The sequence below is a fragment of the Pseudomonas sp. MF08875 genome (assembly GCF_059862525.1).
Genome location: NZ_JCBCUW010000035.1, coordinates 45,537 through 63,834 on the forward strand (window position 1 = coordinate 45,537; position 18,298 = coordinate 63,834).

The 18,298-nt window shown below is 62.3% G+C and carries 19 protein-coding genes; 15 read left to right on the forward strand and 4 right to left on the reverse strand.

Annotated features, from left to right (window positions below):
* The first annotated feature begins 118 nt into the window (after positions 1-118).
* From AC19YT_RS19530 to AC19YT_RS19540, 3 genes are all read left to right on the forward strand, one after another.
* Positions 119-1,057 carry an aspartyl/asparaginyl beta-hydroxylase domain-containing protein gene (locus tag AC19YT_RS19530; RefSeq protein WP_500610854.1) on the forward strand — a complete coding sequence of 313 codons (939 nt, stop codon included), beginning with the start codon at positions 119-121 and terminating at the stop codon, positions 1,055-1,057.
* Positions 1,058-1,149: 92 nt separating this feature from the next.
* Positions 1,150-1,314, forward strand: coding sequence for a hypothetical protein (locus AC19YT_RS19535; RefSeq protein ID WP_176465043.1), 165 nt, complete (start codon positions 1,150-1,152; stop codon positions 1,312-1,314).
* A gap of 94 nt (positions 1,315-1,408) precedes the next feature.
* Positions 1,409-2,272, forward strand: coding sequence for a DMT family transporter (locus tag AC19YT_RS19540; RefSeq protein WP_095107720.1), 864 nt, complete (start codon positions 1,409-1,411; stop codon positions 2,270-2,272).
* 113 nt (positions 2,273-2,385) lie between these two features.
* Here AC19YT_RS19540 and AC19YT_RS19545 read toward each other — a convergent pair whose 3' ends face one another.
* Both AC19YT_RS19545 and AC19YT_RS19550 read right to left on the reverse strand, forming a co-directional pair.
* A complete protein-coding gene (locus AC19YT_RS19545) occupies positions 2,386-3,177 on the reverse strand; it encodes a hypothetical protein (protein ID WP_095107276.1) in 792 nt (263 codons plus the stop codon).
* 210 nt (positions 3,178-3,387) lie between these two features.
* Positions 3,388-4,341 (reverse strand): alpha/beta hydrolase, encoded by a 954-nt coding sequence (locus tag AC19YT_RS19550; protein WP_500610855.1) that lies wholly within the window; start codon positions 4,339-4,341, stop codon positions 3,388-3,390.
* Between the two features lie 145 nt (positions 4,342-4,486).
* Between AC19YT_RS19550 and aroC the strand changes: the two genes are divergently transcribed.
* From aroC to AC19YT_RS19580, 6 genes are all read left to right on the forward strand, one after another.
* Positions 4,487-5,578, forward strand: a complete 1,092-nt coding sequence (gene aroC, locus AC19YT_RS19555; RefSeq protein ID WP_095107279.1) for a chorismate synthase — start codon at positions 4,487-4,489, stop codon at positions 5,576-5,578.
* Positions 5,579-5,591: 13 nt separating this feature from the next.
* Positions 5,592-6,740, forward strand: coding sequence for an MFS transporter (locus AC19YT_RS19560; RefSeq protein WP_500610862.1), 1,149 nt, complete (start codon positions 5,592-5,594; stop codon positions 6,738-6,740).
* Positions 6,737-7,357, forward strand: coding sequence for a methylthioribulose 1-phosphate dehydratase (locus AC19YT_RS19565; protein WP_500610856.1), 621 nt, complete (start codon positions 6,737-6,739; stop codon positions 7,355-7,357). The genes AC19YT_RS19560 and AC19YT_RS19565 overlap by 4 nt, the downstream gene beginning before the upstream one ends.
* A gap of 98 nt (positions 7,358-7,455) precedes the next feature.
* Positions 7,456-8,001 (forward strand): 1,2-dihydroxy-3-keto-5-methylthiopentene dioxygenase, encoded by a 546-nt coding sequence (locus AC19YT_RS19570; protein WP_500610857.1) that lies wholly within the window; start codon positions 7,456-7,458, stop codon positions 7,999-8,001.
* A 4-nt stretch (positions 8,002-8,005) separates the two neighbouring features.
* A complete protein-coding gene (gene mtnC / locus AC19YT_RS19575) occupies positions 8,006-8,689 on the forward strand; it encodes an acireductone synthase (RefSeq protein ID WP_500610858.1) in 684 nt (227 codons plus the stop codon).
* A gap of 260 nt (positions 8,690-8,949) precedes the next feature.
* Entirely contained in the window at positions 8,950-9,237 is a 288-nt protein-coding gene (locus AC19YT_RS19580) for a helix-turn-helix domain-containing protein (RefSeq protein WP_095107289.1), read from the forward strand.
* A 39-nt stretch (positions 9,238-9,276) separates the two neighbouring features.
* On the opposite strand, the gene AC19YT_RS19585 is transcribed toward AC19YT_RS19580, so the two are convergent.
* Positions 9,277-9,555 carry a DUF3509 domain-containing protein gene (locus AC19YT_RS19585; protein WP_095107291.1) on the reverse strand — a complete coding sequence of 93 codons (279 nt, stop codon included), beginning with the start codon at positions 9,553-9,555 and terminating at the stop codon, positions 9,277-9,279.
* A gap of 719 nt (positions 9,556-10,274) precedes the next feature.
* Here AC19YT_RS19585 and AC19YT_RS19590 point away from each other — a divergent pair.
* The 4 genes from AC19YT_RS19590 (at position 10,275) to AC19YT_RS19605 (ending at position 13,752) form a co-directional block, all read left to right on the forward strand.
* Complete coding sequence (locus AC19YT_RS19590) at positions 10,275-12,113, forward strand: long-chain-acyl-CoA synthetase (RefSeq protein ID WP_500610859.1); 1,839 nt, start codon at positions 10,275-10,277, stop codon at positions 12,111-12,113.
* Between the two features lie 97 nt (positions 12,114-12,210).
* Entirely contained in the window at positions 12,211-12,732 is a 522-nt protein-coding gene (locus AC19YT_RS19595) for an ankyrin repeat domain-containing protein (RefSeq protein ID WP_095107294.1), read from the forward strand.
* Positions 12,733-12,958: 226 nt separating this feature from the next.
* Positions 12,959-13,489: a hypothetical protein gene (locus AC19YT_RS19600; RefSeq protein ID WP_500610860.1), complete on the forward strand. Its 531-nt coding sequence runs from the start codon at positions 12,959-12,961 to the stop codon at positions 13,487-13,489.
* Between the two features lie 71 nt (positions 13,490-13,560).
* Positions 13,561-13,752 carry a PLDc N-terminal domain-containing protein gene (locus tag AC19YT_RS19605; RefSeq protein ID WP_074755146.1) on the forward strand — a complete coding sequence of 64 codons (192 nt, stop codon included), beginning with the start codon at positions 13,561-13,563 and terminating at the stop codon, positions 13,750-13,752.
* A gap of 3 nt (positions 13,753-13,755) precedes the next feature.
* On the opposite strand, the gene AC19YT_RS19610 is transcribed toward AC19YT_RS19605, so the two are convergent.
* Entirely contained in the window at positions 13,756-14,229 is a 474-nt protein-coding gene (locus tag AC19YT_RS19610; protein ID WP_095107298.1) for a methylated-DNA--[protein]-cysteine S-methyltransferase, read from the reverse strand.
* A 168-nt stretch (positions 14,230-14,397) separates the two neighbouring features.
* Here AC19YT_RS19610 and speE point away from each other — a divergent pair, with 168 nt between their 5' ends.
* Together speE and AC19YT_RS19620 are read left to right on the forward strand one after the other, a co-directional pair.
* Positions 14,398-15,273 carry a polyamine aminopropyltransferase gene (gene speE / locus AC19YT_RS19615; protein WP_095107300.1) on the forward strand — a complete coding sequence of 292 codons (876 nt, stop codon included), beginning with the start codon at positions 14,398-14,400 and terminating at the stop codon, positions 15,271-15,273.
* 410 nt (positions 15,274-15,683) lie between these two features.
* The gene (locus tag AC19YT_RS19620; protein WP_500610861.1) at positions 15,684-17,771 is read left to right on the forward strand and encodes an LTA synthase family protein; all 2,088 of its coding nucleotides are present in this window, start codon (positions 15,684-15,686) and stop codon (positions 17,769-17,771) included.
* Positions 17,772-18,298 lie beyond the last annotated feature (527 nt).

Genomic DNA, 18,298 nt, shown 5'->3' on the forward strand with positions numbered 1-18,298 from the left:
TCTTAATACTGAATGTTGCCTCGCGCGGGTTTTGCCCAGGGGCCGTAGTGTTTATGATGGCCGCCTGCCGCGTCGGGTAAAGGACGCGCAGCGTTGCTTATTACCAAGGAGTTGTTGGATGACCTTTTCATTTGCCGCCAAGGCGTCGGTGTTGCTGCTGTTTTTGGGCAGCACGCTCTATGTGCATTTGCGTGGCAAGGCGCGCCTGCCGGTATTGCGCCAGTTCGTCAACCATTCGGCGCTGTTCGCCCCTTATAACGCCCTGATGTACCTGTTTTCGGCGGTGCCTTCCAAGCCGTACCTCGACCGCAGCAAGTTCCCCGAACTCGATGTCCTGCGCGACAACTGGGAGGTGATCCGCGACGAAGCCATGCATTTGTTCGACGAGGGCTACATCCGCGCCGCCGAAAAGAACAACGACGCCGGTTTCGGTTCGTTCTTCAAGAAGGGTTGGAAGCGCTTTTATCTCAAGTGGTACGACAAACCGCTGCCATCGGCCGAGGCCCTGTGCCCCAAGACCGTGGCGCTGGTCAGCTTCATTCCCAACGTCAAGGGGGCGATGTTCGCTTTGCTTCCGGGCGGCAGCCACCTCAACCCGCACCGCGACCCGTTCGCCGGTTCCCTGCGTTATCACCTGGGGCTGTCCACGCCCAACTCCGACGATTGCCGGATTTTCGTCGATGGCCAGGTTTACGCCTGGCGTGATGGCGACGATGTGATGTTCGACGAGACCTACGTGCATTGGGTCAAGAACGAAACCGACAAGACCCGGGTGATCCTGTTCTGCGACATCGAACGGCCCCTGAGCAACCGCGTGATGACGGCCATCAACCGTTGGGTCAGCGCCTGGCTGGGCCGCGCCACCGCGCCGCAGAACCTCGACGACGAGCGCGTCGGCGGCATCAACCGCGCCTATGCCTGGAGCAAGAGCTTCAGCGACGGCATCAGCGGCACGGTCAAGCAGTGGAAGCGCCGCAACCCCAAGCTCTACCGCGTCCTGCGCCCGGTTTTGGCGGTGGTGGTGCTGGCATTGCTGGGTTACTGGTTGTTCGGCTAAGCCGTTGCAAATTGTATCGGGCGCTGGTTATAGTCGGCGCTCGGTGTGGCCAAAGGCCTGCCTCTTTCTTCCTTCATAAAAAGATCTGCACCATGCCCGCATCCCTTCTCAACGCGGTAGTCGATTCAGCGCTCAACGCTGGCGTCATGCCGTGCGGGGAACAGCAACCGGCGCAGATCAGTCACTACCCTCCACCTGTCAGTAGCCCCCCGGTGTACGCCTGCGTAGCACCGCCGGGTGTCGGCATGTCGGGCTGATCGGCTTCGCGCTGTTCCCACGCCCGCCAGCACATCACTACTGAACCTTCAGCCTCGGCTGAATTGGCTATTTGCCTGATTACGGGTGGTCTTCATGTTTGTCATTTCCAAGCAATCCGTGGCCGCGGCGGCGTCCACGAGTGTGTTCGTCCTGCTGTGGAGCAGCGGTGCGATTTTCTCCAAATGGGGCCTGGCCCACGCTTCGCCCTTCGCCTTTTTGCTGATGCGTTTTGCCTTAGCGCTGGTGGCCCTGGTGCTGCTGATGCCGCTGCTCAAGCTCAAGCGGCCCAGGGCCGGCAAACCGCTGCTCTTTGCCCTGGCCACCGGGGCGGTGTTGTTGGGGGCTTATCAGATTTTTTACCTGCTGGCCCTGGACTTCAAAATCACTCCCGGCGTGATGGCCACCCTCATGGGTGTGCAACCGATCCTCACCGTGGTGCTGATGGAACGCCAGCGCTCGTGGCACCGCATCTTCGGCCTGCTGCTGGGCCTGGCGGGATTGGTGATGGTGGTGTACCAGAGCATCGGCCTGGCCGGGGTGTCGCTGGCGGGCATCCTGTTCGGCCTGCTGGCGCTGCTGGCCATGACCCTGGGCTCGATCATGCAAAAACGCATCACCGATAACCCGTTGGGCACATTGCCGGTGCAGTACCTGGCGGGGCTGGTGCTGTGTGCGGTGTTCGTGCCGTTCCAGCCATTCCACTTCGAGTACAGCAGCGGGTTTATCGTGCCGGTGCTGTGGATGGGGCTGGTGGTGTCGGTGCTGGCGACCCTGCTGCTGTACCGCTTGATCGCCCGGGGCAATCTGGTGAACGTCACCAGCCTGTTCTACCTGGTGCCGGCGGTGACCGCGGTGATGGACTACCTGGTGTTCGGCAATCGCCTCGCGGCCCTGAGCGTGCTGGGCATGGGCCTGATTATCGTGGGGTTGGGGCTGGTGTTTCGTAAAAGCGCCTGAGGCTGCCCCCTGTGGGAGCGAGCCTGCTCGCGATAGCCCAGCATCACTGCTGATTGTGCTGGCCTCATCGCGAGCAGGCTCGCCTCTACTGGGGGCTTTTCGCGCCCCTTTGCTTAGCGATGGGTGGCAATCCAGATCAACAACCCGGCTTGGAACACGCAGAACGCCACCAGGCAGGTGATGGTGAAGCGCAGGCCGGTGTCTTCGCGTTTGTACTTGCTGACCTTGTCTTCGTGCTGGCGCAACTTGACTTCCTGTTCGGCCAGGTTCTGCTCGGCTTGCTGGAGCATCTGCGCCGCTTCGAGGATTTCCACGAACTGCACCTTCTCGGTGTTCCAGTCCGCCAGCAGGTCTTCGACCTGCACGTCCTTGACGCTGCCCTTCATGTGCTGGGCGTCGGTGTAGACCACGTCGAAACCCTGGATGCGCAGAAAGTGATCGCGGCGCAGGCGCGTGTCTTCGCTCAGGGCGTCTTTGCTGGCCAGGTCTACGCCATCGACCTTGTAGTGGGGCCACTTCTTGCGCGCCCAACTGATGGCCTGGGCCAGCAGGAATCGCCCCAGGCCGCGGTTCAGCGGTTCGATCTGCACGCTGCTTTGCGGGCCGAAACTGACCCGCTTGGTCTCGTGATCGACCCACACATCCAGGCGGTTCTGTTCCTTGCGCACCCGTTGCCCCGGCAACTGGATGACCATGCGCAACAGGCTCTGGCCTTTGTTGTTGCGCTCGGCATAGCCGAACTCGACAAAACGCAGCGGCCGCCCGCCAGTGACGCGGTCGGTCTGTTGCGGCGCCAGGCGCAGCATTTTGTGGTGCTCGGTGTGGACGTCCGCCCACGGCCGCTCGACCGCTTCTGGGGCGTCTTGCTCTGGCGCGGTGTCAGTCGAATTCTGGGTATCAGTCATAACGGCGAGATCCTGTCCAAGCCCTGCTTGGCGACCGTATGTTGACGGCCGACAAAGGCTTATCGGCCGTTTTTTGCAAGACTGGAGGGTAGTGCCCGTTTAATGGGGCCAGGTGTTGCTTTTGTGTCGCCATCCCGTGGGCGTCGGGCAGCGGTCTCAAGGGCGCTGTCGCGGGCGGGCGGAGCGCCGCCCAGCCCGCTCCCACACTGCTTATGGGGCGGTGAGGGTGGCGATAAAGTGCAGAATCTGCGCGCCCAGTTCCGCCGCTAGGGGCAGTTGTGGGTCTTTGTAGGAGGCCAGTTGCCGCCGGGTGTCGTTGGCCACGATGCGCAGCACGTGGTTCATGCCTTCGATCAGCGCCAGGTGCGCGTCGGGTTTGGCGGCTTTGAGCAGGCGCGCATCCGCCACGCCGACCTGGATATCGTTACTGCCCTGGATGATGAGCGCCGGCATTTTCAGGCGTGCGAAAGCGCCCGCCGGGTCCTGGCGGAACAGGCTTATCAGGTAGGGCTGCACGCTCGGGCGGAAGATCACTTGCAGGGCTGGCGGCACCTCGGCGTCCACCTGGCCGGCCTTGAGGCTGTCGAGCAGTTGATTGCTGCGCAGCATCAGCGCGGGCGGCAGGCGCGTGGCCAATTGCTGGCGCAGCACCTCGTCGATAGGGCGGGCGCTGCCGGACACCGAAATCACCCCAGCAGCCCCCACCGTGGGCGCGGCGAGGCTGGCGATCAGCGCGCCCTCGCTGTGGCCCAGCAGGATCAACGGGCCCATACGCGGGTCGTTCTTGAGTTGCTGGCCCCAGGCCACGGCATCGCTGACATACGCCTCGACGCTCAGGTTGCGCTCGTCCGGGGTGGCCGCCAGGCTTGCCGCCACGCCGCGCTTGTCGTAGCGCAGGCTGGCGATGTTGTGTTTGGCCAGCACCCAGGCCAGGCGCTTGAGGCTGTCGTTGCGCCCGCCATCGGGGTTGTTGCCGTCGCGGTCGGTGGGGCCGGAGCCGGAAATTATCAGTACCACCGGCACCGGCGTGTCGGACTTGGGCAACAGTAACGAGCCATGCAGCACGCCGCTGCCGGTGTCCAGGGTCATGGGGCGTTGCAGTACGGTGGCCTGGACCAGGCCGGTAAACAGGGAAAGGGTCAAGGCAAGGACTCGTAGCATCATCACGCCATTATTGGTCAGGTGGCGTTTGGACTCGCCGCCCCTATAAAGGTTCGAGGATGAACTCGTTGCACAGCCTGCGTATACTGGCGCGCGGCTCAATGCCCGCCAGAGCCACGTCTTCCAGCGATTTCACGGAGCGCCCCGCATGTCCGGCAATACCTACGGCAAGCTGTTCACTGTCACCACCGCCGGCGAAAGCCATGGCCCGGCGTTGGTCGCCATTGTCGATGGCTGCCCGCCAGGCCTGGAATTGTCGCTGGACGACCTGCAACACGACCTCGACCGGCGCAAGCCCGGCACCAGCCGCCACACCACCCAGCGCCAGGAAGCCGACGAAGTCGAAATCCTCAGTGGCGTGTTCGAGGGCCGCACCACCGGGTGCGCCATTGGCCTGCTGATCCGCAACACCGACCAGAAGTCCAAGGACTACTCGGCCATCAAAGACCTGTTCCGCCCGGCCCACGCCGACTACACCTACCACCACAAGTATGGCGAGCGCGACTACCGCGGTGGCGGCCGCAGCTCGGCGCGCGAGACGGCGATGCGCGTGGCGGCGGGGGCGATCGCCAAGAAGTACCTGGCCAGCCAGGGCATCGTGATTCGCGGCTACATGAGCCAGCTCGGCCCCATCGAGATTCCGTTCAAGACTTGGGAGGCGGTGGAGCAAAATGCCTTCTTCAGCCCCGACCCGGACAAAGTGCCCGAGCTTGAGGCCTACATGGACCAACTGCGGCGCGACCAGGATTCGGTGGGCGCCAAGATCACAGTGGTTGCCGAAGGCGTGATGCCGGGGCTGGGCGAGCCGATCTTCGACCGCCTCGACGCCGAACTGGCCCACGCGCTGATGAGCATCAACGCGGTCAAGGGCGTGGAAATCGGCGCCGGGTTCGCCTGTGTCGCCCAGCGCGGCACCGAGCATCGCGACGAGATGACCCCCGAAGGCTTCCTCAGCAACAACGCTGGCGGCATTCTCGGCGGCATTTCCTCGGGCCAGCCCATCGTCGCGCACCTGGCGTTGAAGCCGACCTCCAGCATCACCACGCCGGGCCGCTCCATCGACGTCCATGGCAACCCGGTGGACGTGATTACCAAGGGCCGCCACGACCCCTGCGTGGGCATCCGCGCCACGCCTATCGCCGAAGCGATGATGGCCATTGTGTTGATGGACCACTTGCTGCGCCATCGCGGGCAAAACGCCGACGTGCGCGTCAGCACCCCGGTGCTGGGCCAGTTGTGACCCGGCCCCACGCCTGATGGCCGCGCTGCCGTACTGGCGGTTATCCAGTTTCTACCTGTTCTACTTCGCCCTGCTGGGGTCCACGGCGCCATTCCTGGCGCTGTATTTCCACCACTTGGGGTTCAGCGCCGCGCGTATTGGCGAACTGGTGGCCATCCCCATGCTGATGCGCTGCGTGGCGCCCAATATCTGGGGCTGGCTGGGGGACTACACCGGGCGGCGCCTGGCCATCGTGCGTGTTGGCGCGTTGTGTACGGCCCTGACCTTTTCCCTGATCTTCTTCAGCAAGAGCTACGCCTGGCTGGCGATGGTCATGGCGCTGCATGCGTTCTTCTGGCACGCGGTGCTGCCCCAGTTCGAGGTCATCACCCTGGCCCATTTGAACGGCCAGACCGCGCGCTACAGCCAGATCCGCCTGTGGGGTTCTATCGGTTTCATCATCACCGTGGTCGCCTTGGGGCGCCTGTTCCAGTGGCTGAGCCTGGATATCTACCCGGTGGCGCTGGTGGTCATCATGGCCGGCATTTTCCTCAGCAGCCTGTGGGTGCCCAACGCCCAACCGGTGCAGAGCAGCCGCAGCGCCGGCGGCGGTTTCCTGCAGCAACTGCGCAGCCCTGGGGTACTGGCGTTCTATGCCTGCGTGGGGCTGATGCAGTTGAGCCACGGCCCGTATTACACCTTCCTGACCTTGCACCTGGAGCACCTGGGCTACAGCCGTGGCCTGATTGGCCAGTTATGGGCGGTGGGGGTGGTGGCCGAGGTACTGATGTTTTTGGCCATGAGCAAGATCCTGGCGCGGTTTTCCGTGCGCCGGGTGCTGCTGGCCAGTTTCCTTTTGGCGGCCCTGCGCTGGGTGCTGCTGGGTGCCTACGCCGAATCGGTGTGGGTGCTGCTGTTCGCCCAGGTGTTGCACGCAGCGACGTTCGGCAGCTTTCACGCCGCTGCCATCCATTTCGTGCAACGTAGCTTCGGCGCGCGCCAGCAAGGCCAGGGCCAGGCACTGTACGCCGCGCTGGCCGGCATCGGCGGCGCCCTGGGCGCGTTGTACGCCGGTTACAGCTGGAATGCCCTGGGTGCCACCTTGACCTTTAGTATTGCCAGCGTCGCGGCCCTGGCCGCAGCCGTTATCATTGCCACCCGCATGCAAGAGGACAGGCCATGAGCCCTACCCGTGAACACCTGGCCCGGCAGATCATCGACGCCGGGCGCTTTCTGTATGGCCGCGGCTGGTCGCCGGCCACCAGCAGCAATTACTCGACGCGCCTGGGCGCGGAGCAGGCGTTGCTGACGGTGTCGGGCAAGCACAAAGGGCAACTTGGCCCGGACGATGTGCTCGCCACCGACCTGGCCGGCAACAGCCTGGAGCCGGGCAAAAAGCCCTCGGCTGAAACCCTGCTGCACACCCAGCTCTATGCCTGGCGCGCCGACATCGGCGCCGTGCTGCACACCCACTCGGTCAATGCCACGGTGCTGTCGCGGGTGACCGCCGGGGCGTTCATCGACTTTGAAGACTACGAGCTGCAAAAAGCTTTCAGCGGTATCTCGACCCACGAATCGCGGGTGCGGGTGCCGATTTTCGATAACGACCAGGACATCGTGCGCCTCGCCGCCCAGGTCCAGCCGTGGCTTGACGCCCACCCCGAGTGCGTCGGCTACCTGATCCGCGGCCACGGCCTCTACACCTGGGGCCCGCAGATGAGCGACGCGCTGCGCCAGATCGAGGCGTTCGAGTTCCTCTTTGAATGCGAACTCAAGACCCGTTCCGTACTTGCCCGCTAACGCTGACTTCGCCTGAAGTCGCCCACAGCCTGATGAAACCCAGCGCCTGAGCGGTGTGTAAAAACCGCAGGGCCCTGCCAGACCGAGGAGTTGCCGCCATGAGCAGCCTGTCCGTTTACCACGTTTCCAGCCCCGAACTGCCGAACAAGGTTCTCACCAATTTCGAGGACATTGCCGCCACGTTGGCCGATAAAGGCGTGCGTTTCGACCGTTGGCAAGCCAATCGCAAAATCGAACCGGGCGCCAGCCAGGAAGAGGTTATCGCGGCCTACCAGGAGCAGATCGAGCGCTTGATGAGCGAGGGCGGCTACATCACCGTGGACGTCATCAGCCTCAACAGCGACCACCCGCAAAAAGCCGAACTTCGCGCCAAGTTCCTCGACGAACACCGCCATGGCGAAGACGAAGTGCGCTTTTTCGTCGCCGGCCGCGGGTTGTTCACCCTGCACATCGACGACTACGTGTACGCGGTGCTGTGCGAGAAAAACGACCTGATTTCGGTGCCCGCCGGCACGCCGCACTGGTTCGACATGGGCGAGCACCCGCATTTCGTCGCGATCCGCCTGTTCAACAACCCTGAGGGTTGGGTGGCCAAGTTCACCGGTGAAGACATCGCCAACCGTTTCCCGCGCCTGGAGGATTGAACCGATGCCGATCAAGGCCATTGTCACCGACATCGAAGGCACCACCAGCGCGGTAAGTTTTGTCTTCGACGTGCTCTTCCCCTATGCCGCCCGGCACCTGCCGGACTTCGTGCGGGCTAACGCCGAACGGGCGGACGTGGCCGCGCAACTGCTGGCGGTGCGCCAGGACAGCGGCGAACCCGGGGCGGATGTAGAGCGGGTGATCGCGATCCTGCTGGGTTGGATCGCCGAAGACCGCAAGGCCACGCCGCTCAAGGCCTTGCAGGGCATGGTCTGGGAGCAGGGGTACCTGGCTGGGCAGTTAAAGGGCCATGTCTACCCGGATGCGGTCGAGGCGTTGCAGCGCTGGCATCGCGAGGGCTATCAGTTGTTCGTCTACTCCTCCGGCTCGATCCAGGCCCAGCGTCTGATTTTCGGCTGCTCCGAGGCGGGCGACCTGTCGGGCCTGTTCAGCGGCTACTTCGACACCACCACCGGGCCCAAGCGCGAGGCGCAGTCTTACCAGCGCATCGCCCAAGCCATTGGCCTAGAGGCGCCGGCGATTCTGTTTCTCTCGGACATCGTCCAGGAATTGGATGCGGCGCAGCAGGCTGGCATGGCCACTTGTGGCCTGGTGCGTGATGGCGGCGAATTGGCCGGCCATGTGAACGTGGCCAGTTTTGCCCAGATCGACCTTGCCACCTTCTGACTTTTCCGTTCGCACCCGGTGAATCGCCAATTTCCACGGTGGGATTTGGCGACATACCTCACCGTTCTTTCGGAGGTATCCGGGGTCGCTTCTTAGGATTGGGTAGGACACTGCCTGATACTGAGTAGGGGCCTACTGTTTAGCGGTTTACGCGCTTGTTTAATCCCTCGCCTGTGTAACTCTCAGATCGTCAGGTGCCTGTCAGCTGAAGGTTGGCATGGGCAATTTGGCGGTTCTGGACGAGAAGCGGGAGAGTGCGAATGAACAGTTCACTGCCAAGCGGCCTGGATGGGGCGGATGTTCGCCCCTTGGTAAAACCCAAGGCCAAGCGACCTCGCAAACGCCCGGTGGGCGAGCCACTGAGTGCGAAGGAACTGGAGATTCTGCGCTGGGCCAAAGAGGGGAAAACCGTCTGGGAAATCAGCGTGATCCGCGCCATATCCGAGGCCACGGTCAAGTTCCACCTGCGCAATATCTACATCAAGCTGAGCGTCAGTAACCGCGCCCAAGCCGTAGGCGAGGCGGTCAAGCGCGGCGTGCTGAGTTGAAGGGGTGGAGCCCGCAGGCTCCACGACGCCGCGTCGGGTTCAAGCCGAGTGGTAGGTCGGCAGGGCAAAACGCTGCTGGCTTTGCAGCATGGAGATTTGCGGCAACTCGCTGGCCTGTTCGGCCAGGTCGCGGCGAATAGCACTGATAACCCAGGACAACTGGTCCCCGGCGTGCAACTGGGCGTAGGAAATCGAGCGTTTGAACTGCTTGCCTTCGCTGTTGCGCAGGGTCAGCAGGATGCCCCCATCCGGACGGGCCTGGGTGGTGACCTCGAAATTGGAAAACAGGGAAGTGAATTTTTCTTGGATCAAGCTCATGTCTATCCGCTCCGTGAGTGCTAAGGGCAATCGTGGAGGGGTAGTTGCAGCGATTGTGCCAGTATCTGATTTATATAAAATCGTTATAAATCAATAGGTTATAAATTTTCTAATTTGGCGGATTCGTGCATTTTGCATGAATGGCCATCGTGCATCCTGCATTTTGCGAGACCGGGCCGTGGCAGGCGTGCTCCTGTGACCCTGCTGGCCGCCGGAAAATTCCATCTCTGGTTTCAGCGTTGCTGCGGCTTTGCAAGAGAGGTGAAAAGGTGAAGAGATACAAAACTTTTCAAATCCTCCATGTACAGCCCGAGAAGGCCTGACGTATTTTCCAGGCTGTCACAAGCACTTGTTAACCGTTTTGTTAGTCGGGCAGCCTCAACGGTTGCCTGATTCCATGCAGGACGCATGGCGCGCCACATCACGACAGGGACTGTTCTGCGTCGCAGCTGGATTGCTCTGTGTTCGCCCGATAATAAGAAAATAGGAATTCACCTATGACCCACGATTTCTGCGTTATCGCCCAAGGCACCCCGCAACTCCAGGCTGTTCCCGCGCTGTTTTCTGCTCCCCAGGCCGGGGCGAACGAACTCTGGCTGATTCCCTGGCCGACCTGAACCTCTTCGCGTCACCGAACCTTCAATCGTTAATTCATTGTTATCGGCTTGCCCTGGCTGAGTCGCCGGTGCGTCGCCGTTTTGTGTTGAGCAGGAGCCACCATGAGCAGCAACTCTAGCGACATGATTACCTGGGGCATGATGATCCGTAAGTTGCCCGCCATCGCCAAAGCCATTCCGCGGGTACTCAAGGGCCTCAAGACCGCCAATATCAAGGATGCGCAGCAGCCCTGCGGCCTGGGTTGGACGTTCGAACAGGCCACCTTGCGCAACCCTCAGGGGCCGGCGCTGATGTACGCCAACGTCGCGTTCAGTTACGAGCAGGTCAACCAGTGGGCCAACCGCATCGCCCATCACCTGATCGCCCAGGGCATTGGCAAGGGGGATGTGGTCGGGATCTTTATCGAGAACCGCCCCGAATTGCTGGTCACGGTACTGGCGGTGGCCAAGGTGGGTGGCATCTGCGCGATGCTCAACACCTCCCAGACCCAACACGTGCTGGTGCACAGCCTGAACCTGGTCAAACCCGTGGCGATTATCGTCGGCGGCGAGTTGACCGAGGCCTATTCGGCGGTCCGCAGCCAGGTAGACATCCCAGACGCCCGCACCTGGTGGGTGGCCGACCAGGACACCTCGCGCCACCACGGCCAGGCGCCGCAGCAGTACCTCAACCTGATGGCCGACAGCGCCGACGCCGCGCAGGACAACCCGGCCACCAGCCAGAAGGTGTACCTGGACGACCCTTGCTTTTATATCTACACCTCCGGCACCACCGGGCTGCCCAAGGCCGGGGTGTTCAAGCACGGACGCTGGATGAAGACCTCGTCTATCTTCGGCGTGATCGCCCTGGACATGACGCCCCAGGACATCCTCTATTGCACCTTGCCGCTGTACCACGCCACCGGCCTGTGCGTGTGCTGGGGCTCGGCCATCAGCGGCGCGTCGGGCTTCGCCATCCGGCGCAAGTTCAGCGCCAGCCAGTTCTGGAGCGATGCGCGCAAGTTCAACGCCACCACCATCGGCTACGTCGGCGAGCTATGCCGCTACCTGATGGACCCGCCGCCCAGCGCCGAAGACCGCGATAACCCAGTGGTGAAAATGATCGGCAACGGCCTGCGCCCGGGCGTGTGGGGGCCGTTCAAGGAGCGTTTCGGTGTCAGCCATATTTGCGAGTTGTATGCCGCCAGCGACGGCAACATCGGCTTCACCAATATCCTCAATTTTGACAACACCATTGGTTTCTCCCTGATGGCCTGGGAGCTGGTGGCCTATGACCATGACAGCGGTGCGCCGGTGCGCGGCGAATCCGGGTTCATGCAGAAAGTGCCCAAGGGCAGCGAAGGCCTGTTGCTGGCGCGGATCGACGACAAGGCCCCGCTGGACGGTTACACCGAGCCGGAAAAAACCGCCAAAGTCATCCTCCACGACGTCTTCGCCAAGGGCGACCGCTACTTCAATACCGGCGACCTGCTGCGCAATATCGGCTTTGGCCACGGCCAGTTCGTCGATCGCCTGGGGGACACCTTCCGCTGGAAAGGCGAGAACGTCTCCACCACCGAGGTGGAGAACATCTTCCTCATGCACCCGCACATCGCCGAGGCGGTGGTGTACGGGGTGGAAATCAACAACACCAACGGCCGCGCGGGCATGGCGGCCATTACCCCGGCCGAATCCCTGGCCACCCTGGATTTCGGCGAGCTGCTGCGCTGGGCCAAGGAACAGATGCCGGCCTACGCCGTGCCGCTGTTTTTGCGGGTGAAGGTGAAAATGGAAACCACCGGCACCTTCAAATACCAGAAAGTGCGCCTACGCGACGAAGCCTTCGACCCGCGCAAGGCCGGCGATGACCCGATCTACGCCTGGCTGCCCGGCTCGGACACCTACGTGCAGGTGACCGAGGACGTATTAGCCGATATCCATGGCGGCAAGTTCCGTTATTGATTGGCGCTATGGTGGTGGATGAGAAAAAAACCGTGACAGCGCGCCGGCCGCTTGAGGACACTAGCGGCCTTTGCGATTGCCGAAAACGGAGCCAGCCATGTCAGACAACAGCCGCCAGATGACCCAGGAAGAAGCCGAAGAATTCGCCGAGCAGGTGTTCAACGTCGCCCGCAGTGGTGACGCGGCCATGCTCGCCGCCCTGGTGACCAAGGGCCTGCCCGTCAACCTGCGCAACCACAAGGGCGACACCCTGTTGATGCTGGCCAGCTACCACGGCCACGTCGATGCGGTGAAGGTGCTGCTCGAACACAAGGCCGACCCGGAACTGCGCAACGACAACGGCCAAAGCCCGATTGCCGGCGCGGCGTTCAAGGGCGACCTGGCGGTGGTCAAGGCCCTGGTGAGCGGCGGGGCGCAGGTCGAGGGTGCGTCTTTCGACGGGCGTACAGCCTTGATGATGGCGGCGATGTTCAATCGCGGCGAAATCGTCGACTACCTCATCAGCCAAGGCGCCGACCCCCGCGCCAAGGACGCCAACGGCGTCACCGCCCTGGACGCGGCCCGCACCATGGGCGCGGTCGATACGGCGGCGCAGCTTGAGAAATTGTTGAACGCTTAAGGCCTCTGTGGGCGGCGGCTTTTTGTGGGGTCGGGCTTGCTGTGGGAGCGGGTTGCCCGCGATGAGGCCGGATCTAGAGCCTCTTCACTGCCTGGCGCGCTCCCACACACACTTCGCACAAGCCACTTTCCCAGTAGGGCCCTCACACAAGCCTGCCCCCACACGGCCACACCCCAATCGGGTATCCTTCGCGCCCTCGAATTTCCCCAGCCACAGGATTGCCCCCATGAAAGCCGCACTCGTCGAACTTATCAGCAAAATCAGCTCCGGCTGCATGGCCGACGATGAGATCCAGCGTGTGGCGGACGAAGCCGCCCAGGCTTACGCCGACGCCGGTGGCTTTCTGGCGGCCAACCCGGACATCAACTACGACGACACCTTCCCCATCCCCCTGGGCGAGTGGGTGGTGGTCGGCAGCCTGCCGCAAACCGTGCTGTTCCAGGCTGATACCTACATCGACCTGTTCGCCCAGATCGTCGCCTCGTTCGGCCCCGGCGTGGCGTTCAACCTCAAGCCCAAGCAATTGGCGAAAACCGAAGCGCTCACCGCCCTGAACCGCATGCAGATCCAACTCGCGGCCATGAACCCGGAAAACGGCGGCTATGTGCTGATGAACTTCAGCCAACTGCTCGATGACGAGCTGCAAATGGTGCTGGTCTACGGCAACGATGTGCAGCGGGTGCTGGCGTTGTGCGCACAAGTGGGCATCAGCGCGGCCCCTGCGCTGGAAGCCTTGAAAGTCGCGATTCACGTCTGAGGCGAATAAAAGGGAACCCTGGCCGGGCGCGTCTATCCTAAGTGGGCATGCCACTTCTTGGGAGCGACACCATGGGTTCCACGTTTAACGGTCTGATTGGTCTGATAATTCTTGCCCTGGACATCTGGGCAATCATCAACGTGCTTAAAAGCGGCGCCGAAACCGGGATGAAAATCCTCTGGGTGCTGCTGATCGTCCTGCTGCCGGTGCTGGGCCTGATTATCTGGGCCATTGCCGGGCCGCGTGGCAACGTGCGGATCTGAGCCTCACAACAACCACGCACCCTCAAGCTGCAACAACGCCTGTTTGCGCTCAAGGCCGCCGGCATAGCCGGTGAGGGTGCCGTTGCTGCCGATCACGCGGTGGCAGGGAATGAGGATCGAGATCGGGTTGGCCCCATTGGCGGTGCCGACGGCGCGGATGGCCTTGGGGTTGTCGATGTGTTGAGCCAACTGGGCATAGCTGCAGGTACGCCCGAACGGAATGCGCTGCAACGCCTGCCACACCTGCTGCTGGAACGGCGTGCCCCGGGGCGCCAGGGCCAGGTCGAACACCTCGCGCCGGCCTGCAAAATACTCATCCAATTGCCGGCATACGGCATCCAACTCGCTGGTGGCTTCGCGCCATTGCGGTTGCGGTGTCCAGTGCTTGTGGCCGTCCATATAGAGCATGCGCAGGCCTTGCTCATCGCCCGCGATGAACAACGGCCCGGTGGGGCTGGGGTGATAGCGATAAAACATCTGCTGGCCTCCTGACCAAAAACCGCCACCAAGATAGAGCCAGAAGGTTCGACCTGTCATGTGCAGCAACGTAGAATGCGCGCCTTTCCTTGGTCAGGCGCAACGGCGGCTGGCCATCATGGGCGGGTGACCGTCCGTTGCCACCAGTATTTATCGGGGGTCTTACCCATGAGCACCAACCACACCAGCGATTACCTGGAAACCCTCTACGAAGGCTACGGCCAGCGTTTTCGCATGGAAAAACTGCTGCACGAAGTGCGCACCGAACACCAGCACCTGGTGATTTTCGAAAACCCGCGCATGGGCCGTGTGATGGCACTGGACGGTGTGATCCAAACCACCGAGGCCGATGAGTTCATCTACCACGAGATGCTCACCCACGTGCCGATCCTCGCCCACGGCACCGCCAAGCGCGTGCTCATCATCGGCGGCGGCGACGGCGGCATGCTGCGCGAAGTGGCCAAGCACGGCAGCATCGAGCACATCACCATGGTCGAGATCGACGCCACGGTAGTGGAAATGTGCAAGGAATTTTTGCCCAACCACTCCAAAGGAGCCTTTGAAGACCCGCGCCTGAACCTGGTGATCGACGACGGCATGCGTTTCGTCGCCACCACCACGGAAAAATTCGACGTGATTATCTCTGACTCCACCGACCCCATCGGCCCGGGCGAAGTGCTGTTCTCGGAGAACTTCTACGAAGCCTGCCGCCGCTGCCTCAATGAGGGCGGCATCCTGGTGACCCAGAACGGCACGCCGTTCATGCAACTGGGCGAAGTGCAGACCACCGCTGGGCGCCTGCGCAGCTTGTTTCCGGACTGGCACTTCTACCAGGCTGCGGTGCCGACCTACATTGGCGGGGCCATGACCTTTGCCTGGGGTTCGACCAACACGGCGTACCGCCAGTTGTCCCGCGAGACCCTGTGCCAGCGTTTCGCCGGCAGTGGCATCGTGACCCGCTACTACAACCCCGAGATCCACATCGGCGCCTTCGCCATGCCGCAATACGTGCTGCAGGCGATCAACAAACCGAGCAACGACTGAGCTGAGGTGTAGCCAGCGGGCTTGCAGCGGCCGTCATCGGCGTCAATCCGGCAGGCGTAAGGGGCTGCTGGGCAGCCCAGCGCGGGCGAGCCCGCTTGCTACAACGGTAGGATCAAGGGCCTCACGGCCCTTTTTTTGTATCGAAACATGCGTTAAACGAAATTTTCACAAGCGCTCCAAGACAATCCCCAGCGCTTTTGCTAATGCCAACTACCCTTGACGCTCCGTTCCAGCCCCCTGGAACGCCTTGGCGGGCCTGACGAACACTAATCAATAGCGTTGCCAAAGGCGATCGTGCACTCTGCGCGCACTGCGCATACCCCGTCGCCACTGCGTTTTCGCAGGGATGAAAAGAGGCCAGGGTGCAGCTGTTCTTTGAAACTTCAACTTCCAATGAGTCTTGACACGACATGGCAAACCCGGACGCCCTGAATCAGCAGCGTGCTTCAAGCCGCTTACTGCAACCCACCGTCAAATCCCACCTGGCCTACACCCTGTTGTGTGCCCTGGTCATGATGGTGATGCTTTCCCTGCTGCGCCTGGCGCTGCTGGTTTATAACCGGGACATGATCCTCGACACCCCGGCGGCGACCTTCCTCGAAGCCTTCGCCAATGGCCTGCGTTTCGACCTGCGCCTGGTGGTGTACCTGAGCATTCCGCTGTTGCTGGCGCTGTTCAGCGTGCGCGCCATGGCGGCGCGGGGGTTCTTCCGTTTCTGGCTGACCCTGGCTTCCAGCATTGCGCTGTTGCTGGGCCTGATCGAGATGGACTTCTACCGCGAGTTCCACCAGCGCCTCAACGGCCTGGTGTTCCAGTACATCAGCGAAGACCCGGCCACGGTGTCGAGCATGCTGTGGAACGGTTTCCCGGTGGCCCGCTACCTGGTTGCCTGGGCCATCGGCACCTGGCTGCTGAGCCTGGCGTTCAAGGGCGCCGACCGTGCGACCCGGCCCCGTGGCCCGTTCAGCGGTGGCACCATCGTCAGCCGCCAGGTTGCACCTTGGTACACCCGCACGGCGGTGTTTATGGTCTGCCTGGTGATCTGCGTGATCGCCGCACGCGGCACCCTGCGCCAGGGCCCGCCGATGCGTTGGGGTGACGTCTACACCACCGACTCGATCTTCGCCAACCAATTGGGCCTCAACGCTTCGCTGTCGTTGATCGGCGCGGCCAAGAGCCGTTTCTCCGAGCACCGCGACAACGTCTGGAAGGCCACCCTGCCCGACAGCGAAGCCCAGCAAGTGGTGCGCGACCTGCTGCTGTTGCCGCAGGAAAAACTGGTGGATGCCGATATCGCCGCCGTGCGCCGCGACTACCTGCCGCCGGCCGAGAAGACCCTGCCGATCAAGAACGTGGTGGTCATCCTCATGGAAAGCTTCGCCGGGCACTCGGTGGGCGCTTTGGGGGCTTCGGGCAATGTCACGCCTTACTTCGACAAACTGGCCAAGGAAGGTCTGCTGTTCGACCGCTTCTTCTCCAATGGCACCCATACCCACCAGGGCATGTTCGCCACCATGGGCTGCTTCCCCAACCTGCCGGCGTTCGAGTACCTGATGCAGACCCCCGAAGGCAGCCACAAGCTCTCGGGCCTGCCGCAACTGCTCAGTGCGCGTAATTTCGATGACGTGTACGTCTACAACGGCGATTTCGCCTGGGACAACCAGTCCGGGTTCTTCAGCAACCAGGGCATGACCACCTTCATCGGCCGTAACGACTACGTGAACCCGGTGTTCTCCGACAGCACCTGGGGCGTGTCCGACCAGGACATGTTCAACCGTGGCCTGGAGGAACTCAAAGCCCGCGAAGGCAAGGCGCCGTACTACGCGCTGCTGCAAACCCTGTCCAACCACACGCCGTATGCTTTGCCCACGCCGTTGCCGGTGGAACCGGTGACCAACCGCGGCCGCCTCAACGACCACCTGACCGCCATGCGCTATTCCGACTGGGCGCTGGGGCAATTCTTCGAACAGGCGCGCAAGGAGCCCTACTTCAAGGAAACCCTGTTCATCGTCGTCGGCGACCACGGCTTTGGCGACGAGCGCCAGATCACCGAAATGGACCTGGGCCGCTTCAATGTGCCGCTGCTGCTGATCGGCCCGGGGGTGCAGGAAAAATTCGGCCAGGTCGCCCACACCGTTGGCACCCAGATCGACATCGTGCCCACCATCATGGGCCGTTTAGGTGGCGAAGTGCGCCACCAATGCTGGGGCCGCGACCTGCTGAACCTGCCCCAGGGCGACACCGGGTTCGGCATGATTAAGCCCTCGGGCAGCGAGCAAGTGGTGGCGTTCGTCACCACCGACCGCATCCTGGTCCTGCCCAAAGACATGCCACCCAAGGTCTACAGCTACCAGTTGGGCAGCAACCCCACGTCGGCGGTGATCCCCGATGCGCAAGACACCGAACAACAACGTCGCAAACTGGAAGCCTTTATCCAGACTGCGACCAAGAGCCTGCTGGATAACACTGCGGGTGTGGTTAACGGCAAACCGGATTGATGTCATAAAAAACTGGGCCCTTGCGGCTAATGCCGATCAGTCAGCCCCTCCCGCTTGACCGTTGGCCGCAAAAAATCAAAATCCGATGCCTGCACTGGCATCGGATTTTTTTTCGTCTCGCTCCGACGAAACCGTCAATCCAATGGGCTTTTAGCATTCATTCCTATGCTGATTCGCCCAAAAGCCTGCCCTTATCCGGTTTGGGCCCCACCCAACCCCACCCAAGAATCAAGAAGCAGCCGTCCTGAAAAAAGGATTTGTCCGACATCAGCTCTGGAGGCCCAGTCCTTACCCTCTGCGCTCGCGTGCGCGCCAACCCCGGCGCTGACGAGCACTGGGCCAGCACAGCGCCCAAGGAGGCTCTGTGAGCCAATGCGACCCCTCGAAAATCTGCTCCATCTGTGACCAAAAAGGCCTGGCGCTCTTGCCGCTGCGCTATGCCGTGGCCCGTCCCGCCCAACTCAGTGCTCCGCCCTTGCAGGCGCCTTTCGGTCAGGGCCTGGAGCAGGTGCCGTTGCCCGGCGACA

Coding starts and splice junctions, on each gene's coding strand:
- AC19YT_RS19530 (WP_500610854.1), top strand. CDS start 119: ATGACCTTTTCATTTGCCGCCAAGGCGTCGGTGTTGCTGCTGTTTTTG.
- AC19YT_RS19535 (WP_176465043.1), top strand. CDS start 1,150: ATGCCCGCATCCCTTCTCAACGCGGTAGTCGATTCAGCGCTCAACGCT.
- AC19YT_RS19540 (WP_095107720.1), top strand. CDS start 1,409: ATGTTTGTCATTTCCAAGCAATCCGTGGCCGCGGCGGCGTCCACGAGT.
- AC19YT_RS19545 (WP_095107276.1), bottom strand. CDS start 3,177: ATGACTGATACCCAGAATTCGACTGACACCGCGCCAGAGCAAGACGCC.
- AC19YT_RS19550 (WP_500610855.1), bottom strand. CDS start 4,341: ATGATGCTACGAGTCCTTGCCTTGACCCTTTCCCTGTTTACCGGCCTG.
- aroC (WP_095107279.1), top strand. CDS start 4,487: ATGTCCGGCAATACCTACGGCAAGCTGTTCACTGTCACCACCGCCGGC.
- AC19YT_RS19565 (WP_500610856.1), top strand. CDS start 6,737: ATGAGCCCTACCCGTGAACACCTGGCCCGGCAGATCATCGACGCCGGG.
- AC19YT_RS19570 (WP_500610857.1), top strand. CDS start 7,456: ATGAGCAGCCTGTCCGTTTACCACGTTTCCAGCCCCGAACTGCCGAAC.
- mtnC (WP_500610858.1), top strand. CDS start 8,006: ATGCCGATCAAGGCCATTGTCACCGACATCGAAGGCACCACCAGCGCG.
- AC19YT_RS19580 (WP_095107289.1), top strand. CDS start 8,950: ATGAACAGTTCACTGCCAAGCGGCCTGGATGGGGCGGATGTTCGCCCC.
- AC19YT_RS19585 (WP_095107291.1), bottom strand. CDS start 9,555: ATGAGCTTGATCCAAGAAAAATTCACTTCCCTGTTTTCCAATTTCGAG.
- AC19YT_RS19590 (WP_500610859.1), top strand. CDS start 10,275: ATGAGCAGCAACTCTAGCGACATGATTACCTGGGGCATGATGATCCGT.
- AC19YT_RS19595 (WP_095107294.1), top strand. CDS start 12,211: ATGTCAGACAACAGCCGCCAGATGACCCAGGAAGAAGCCGAAGAATTC.
- AC19YT_RS19600 (WP_500610860.1), top strand. CDS start 12,959: ATGAAAGCCGCACTCGTCGAACTTATCAGCAAAATCAGCTCCGGCTGC.
- AC19YT_RS19605 (WP_074755146.1), top strand. CDS start 13,561: ATGGGTTCCACGTTTAACGGTCTGATTGGTCTGATAATTCTTGCCCTG.
- AC19YT_RS19610 (WP_095107298.1), bottom strand. CDS start 14,229: ATGTTTTATCGCTATCACCCCAGCCCCACCGGGCCGTTGTTCATCGCG.
- speE (WP_095107300.1), top strand. CDS start 14,398: ATGAGCACCAACCACACCAGCGATTACCTGGAAACCCTCTACGAAGGC.
- AC19YT_RS19620 (WP_500610861.1), top strand. CDS start 15,684: ATGGCAAACCCGGACGCCCTGAATCAGCAGCGTGCTTCAAGCCGCTTA.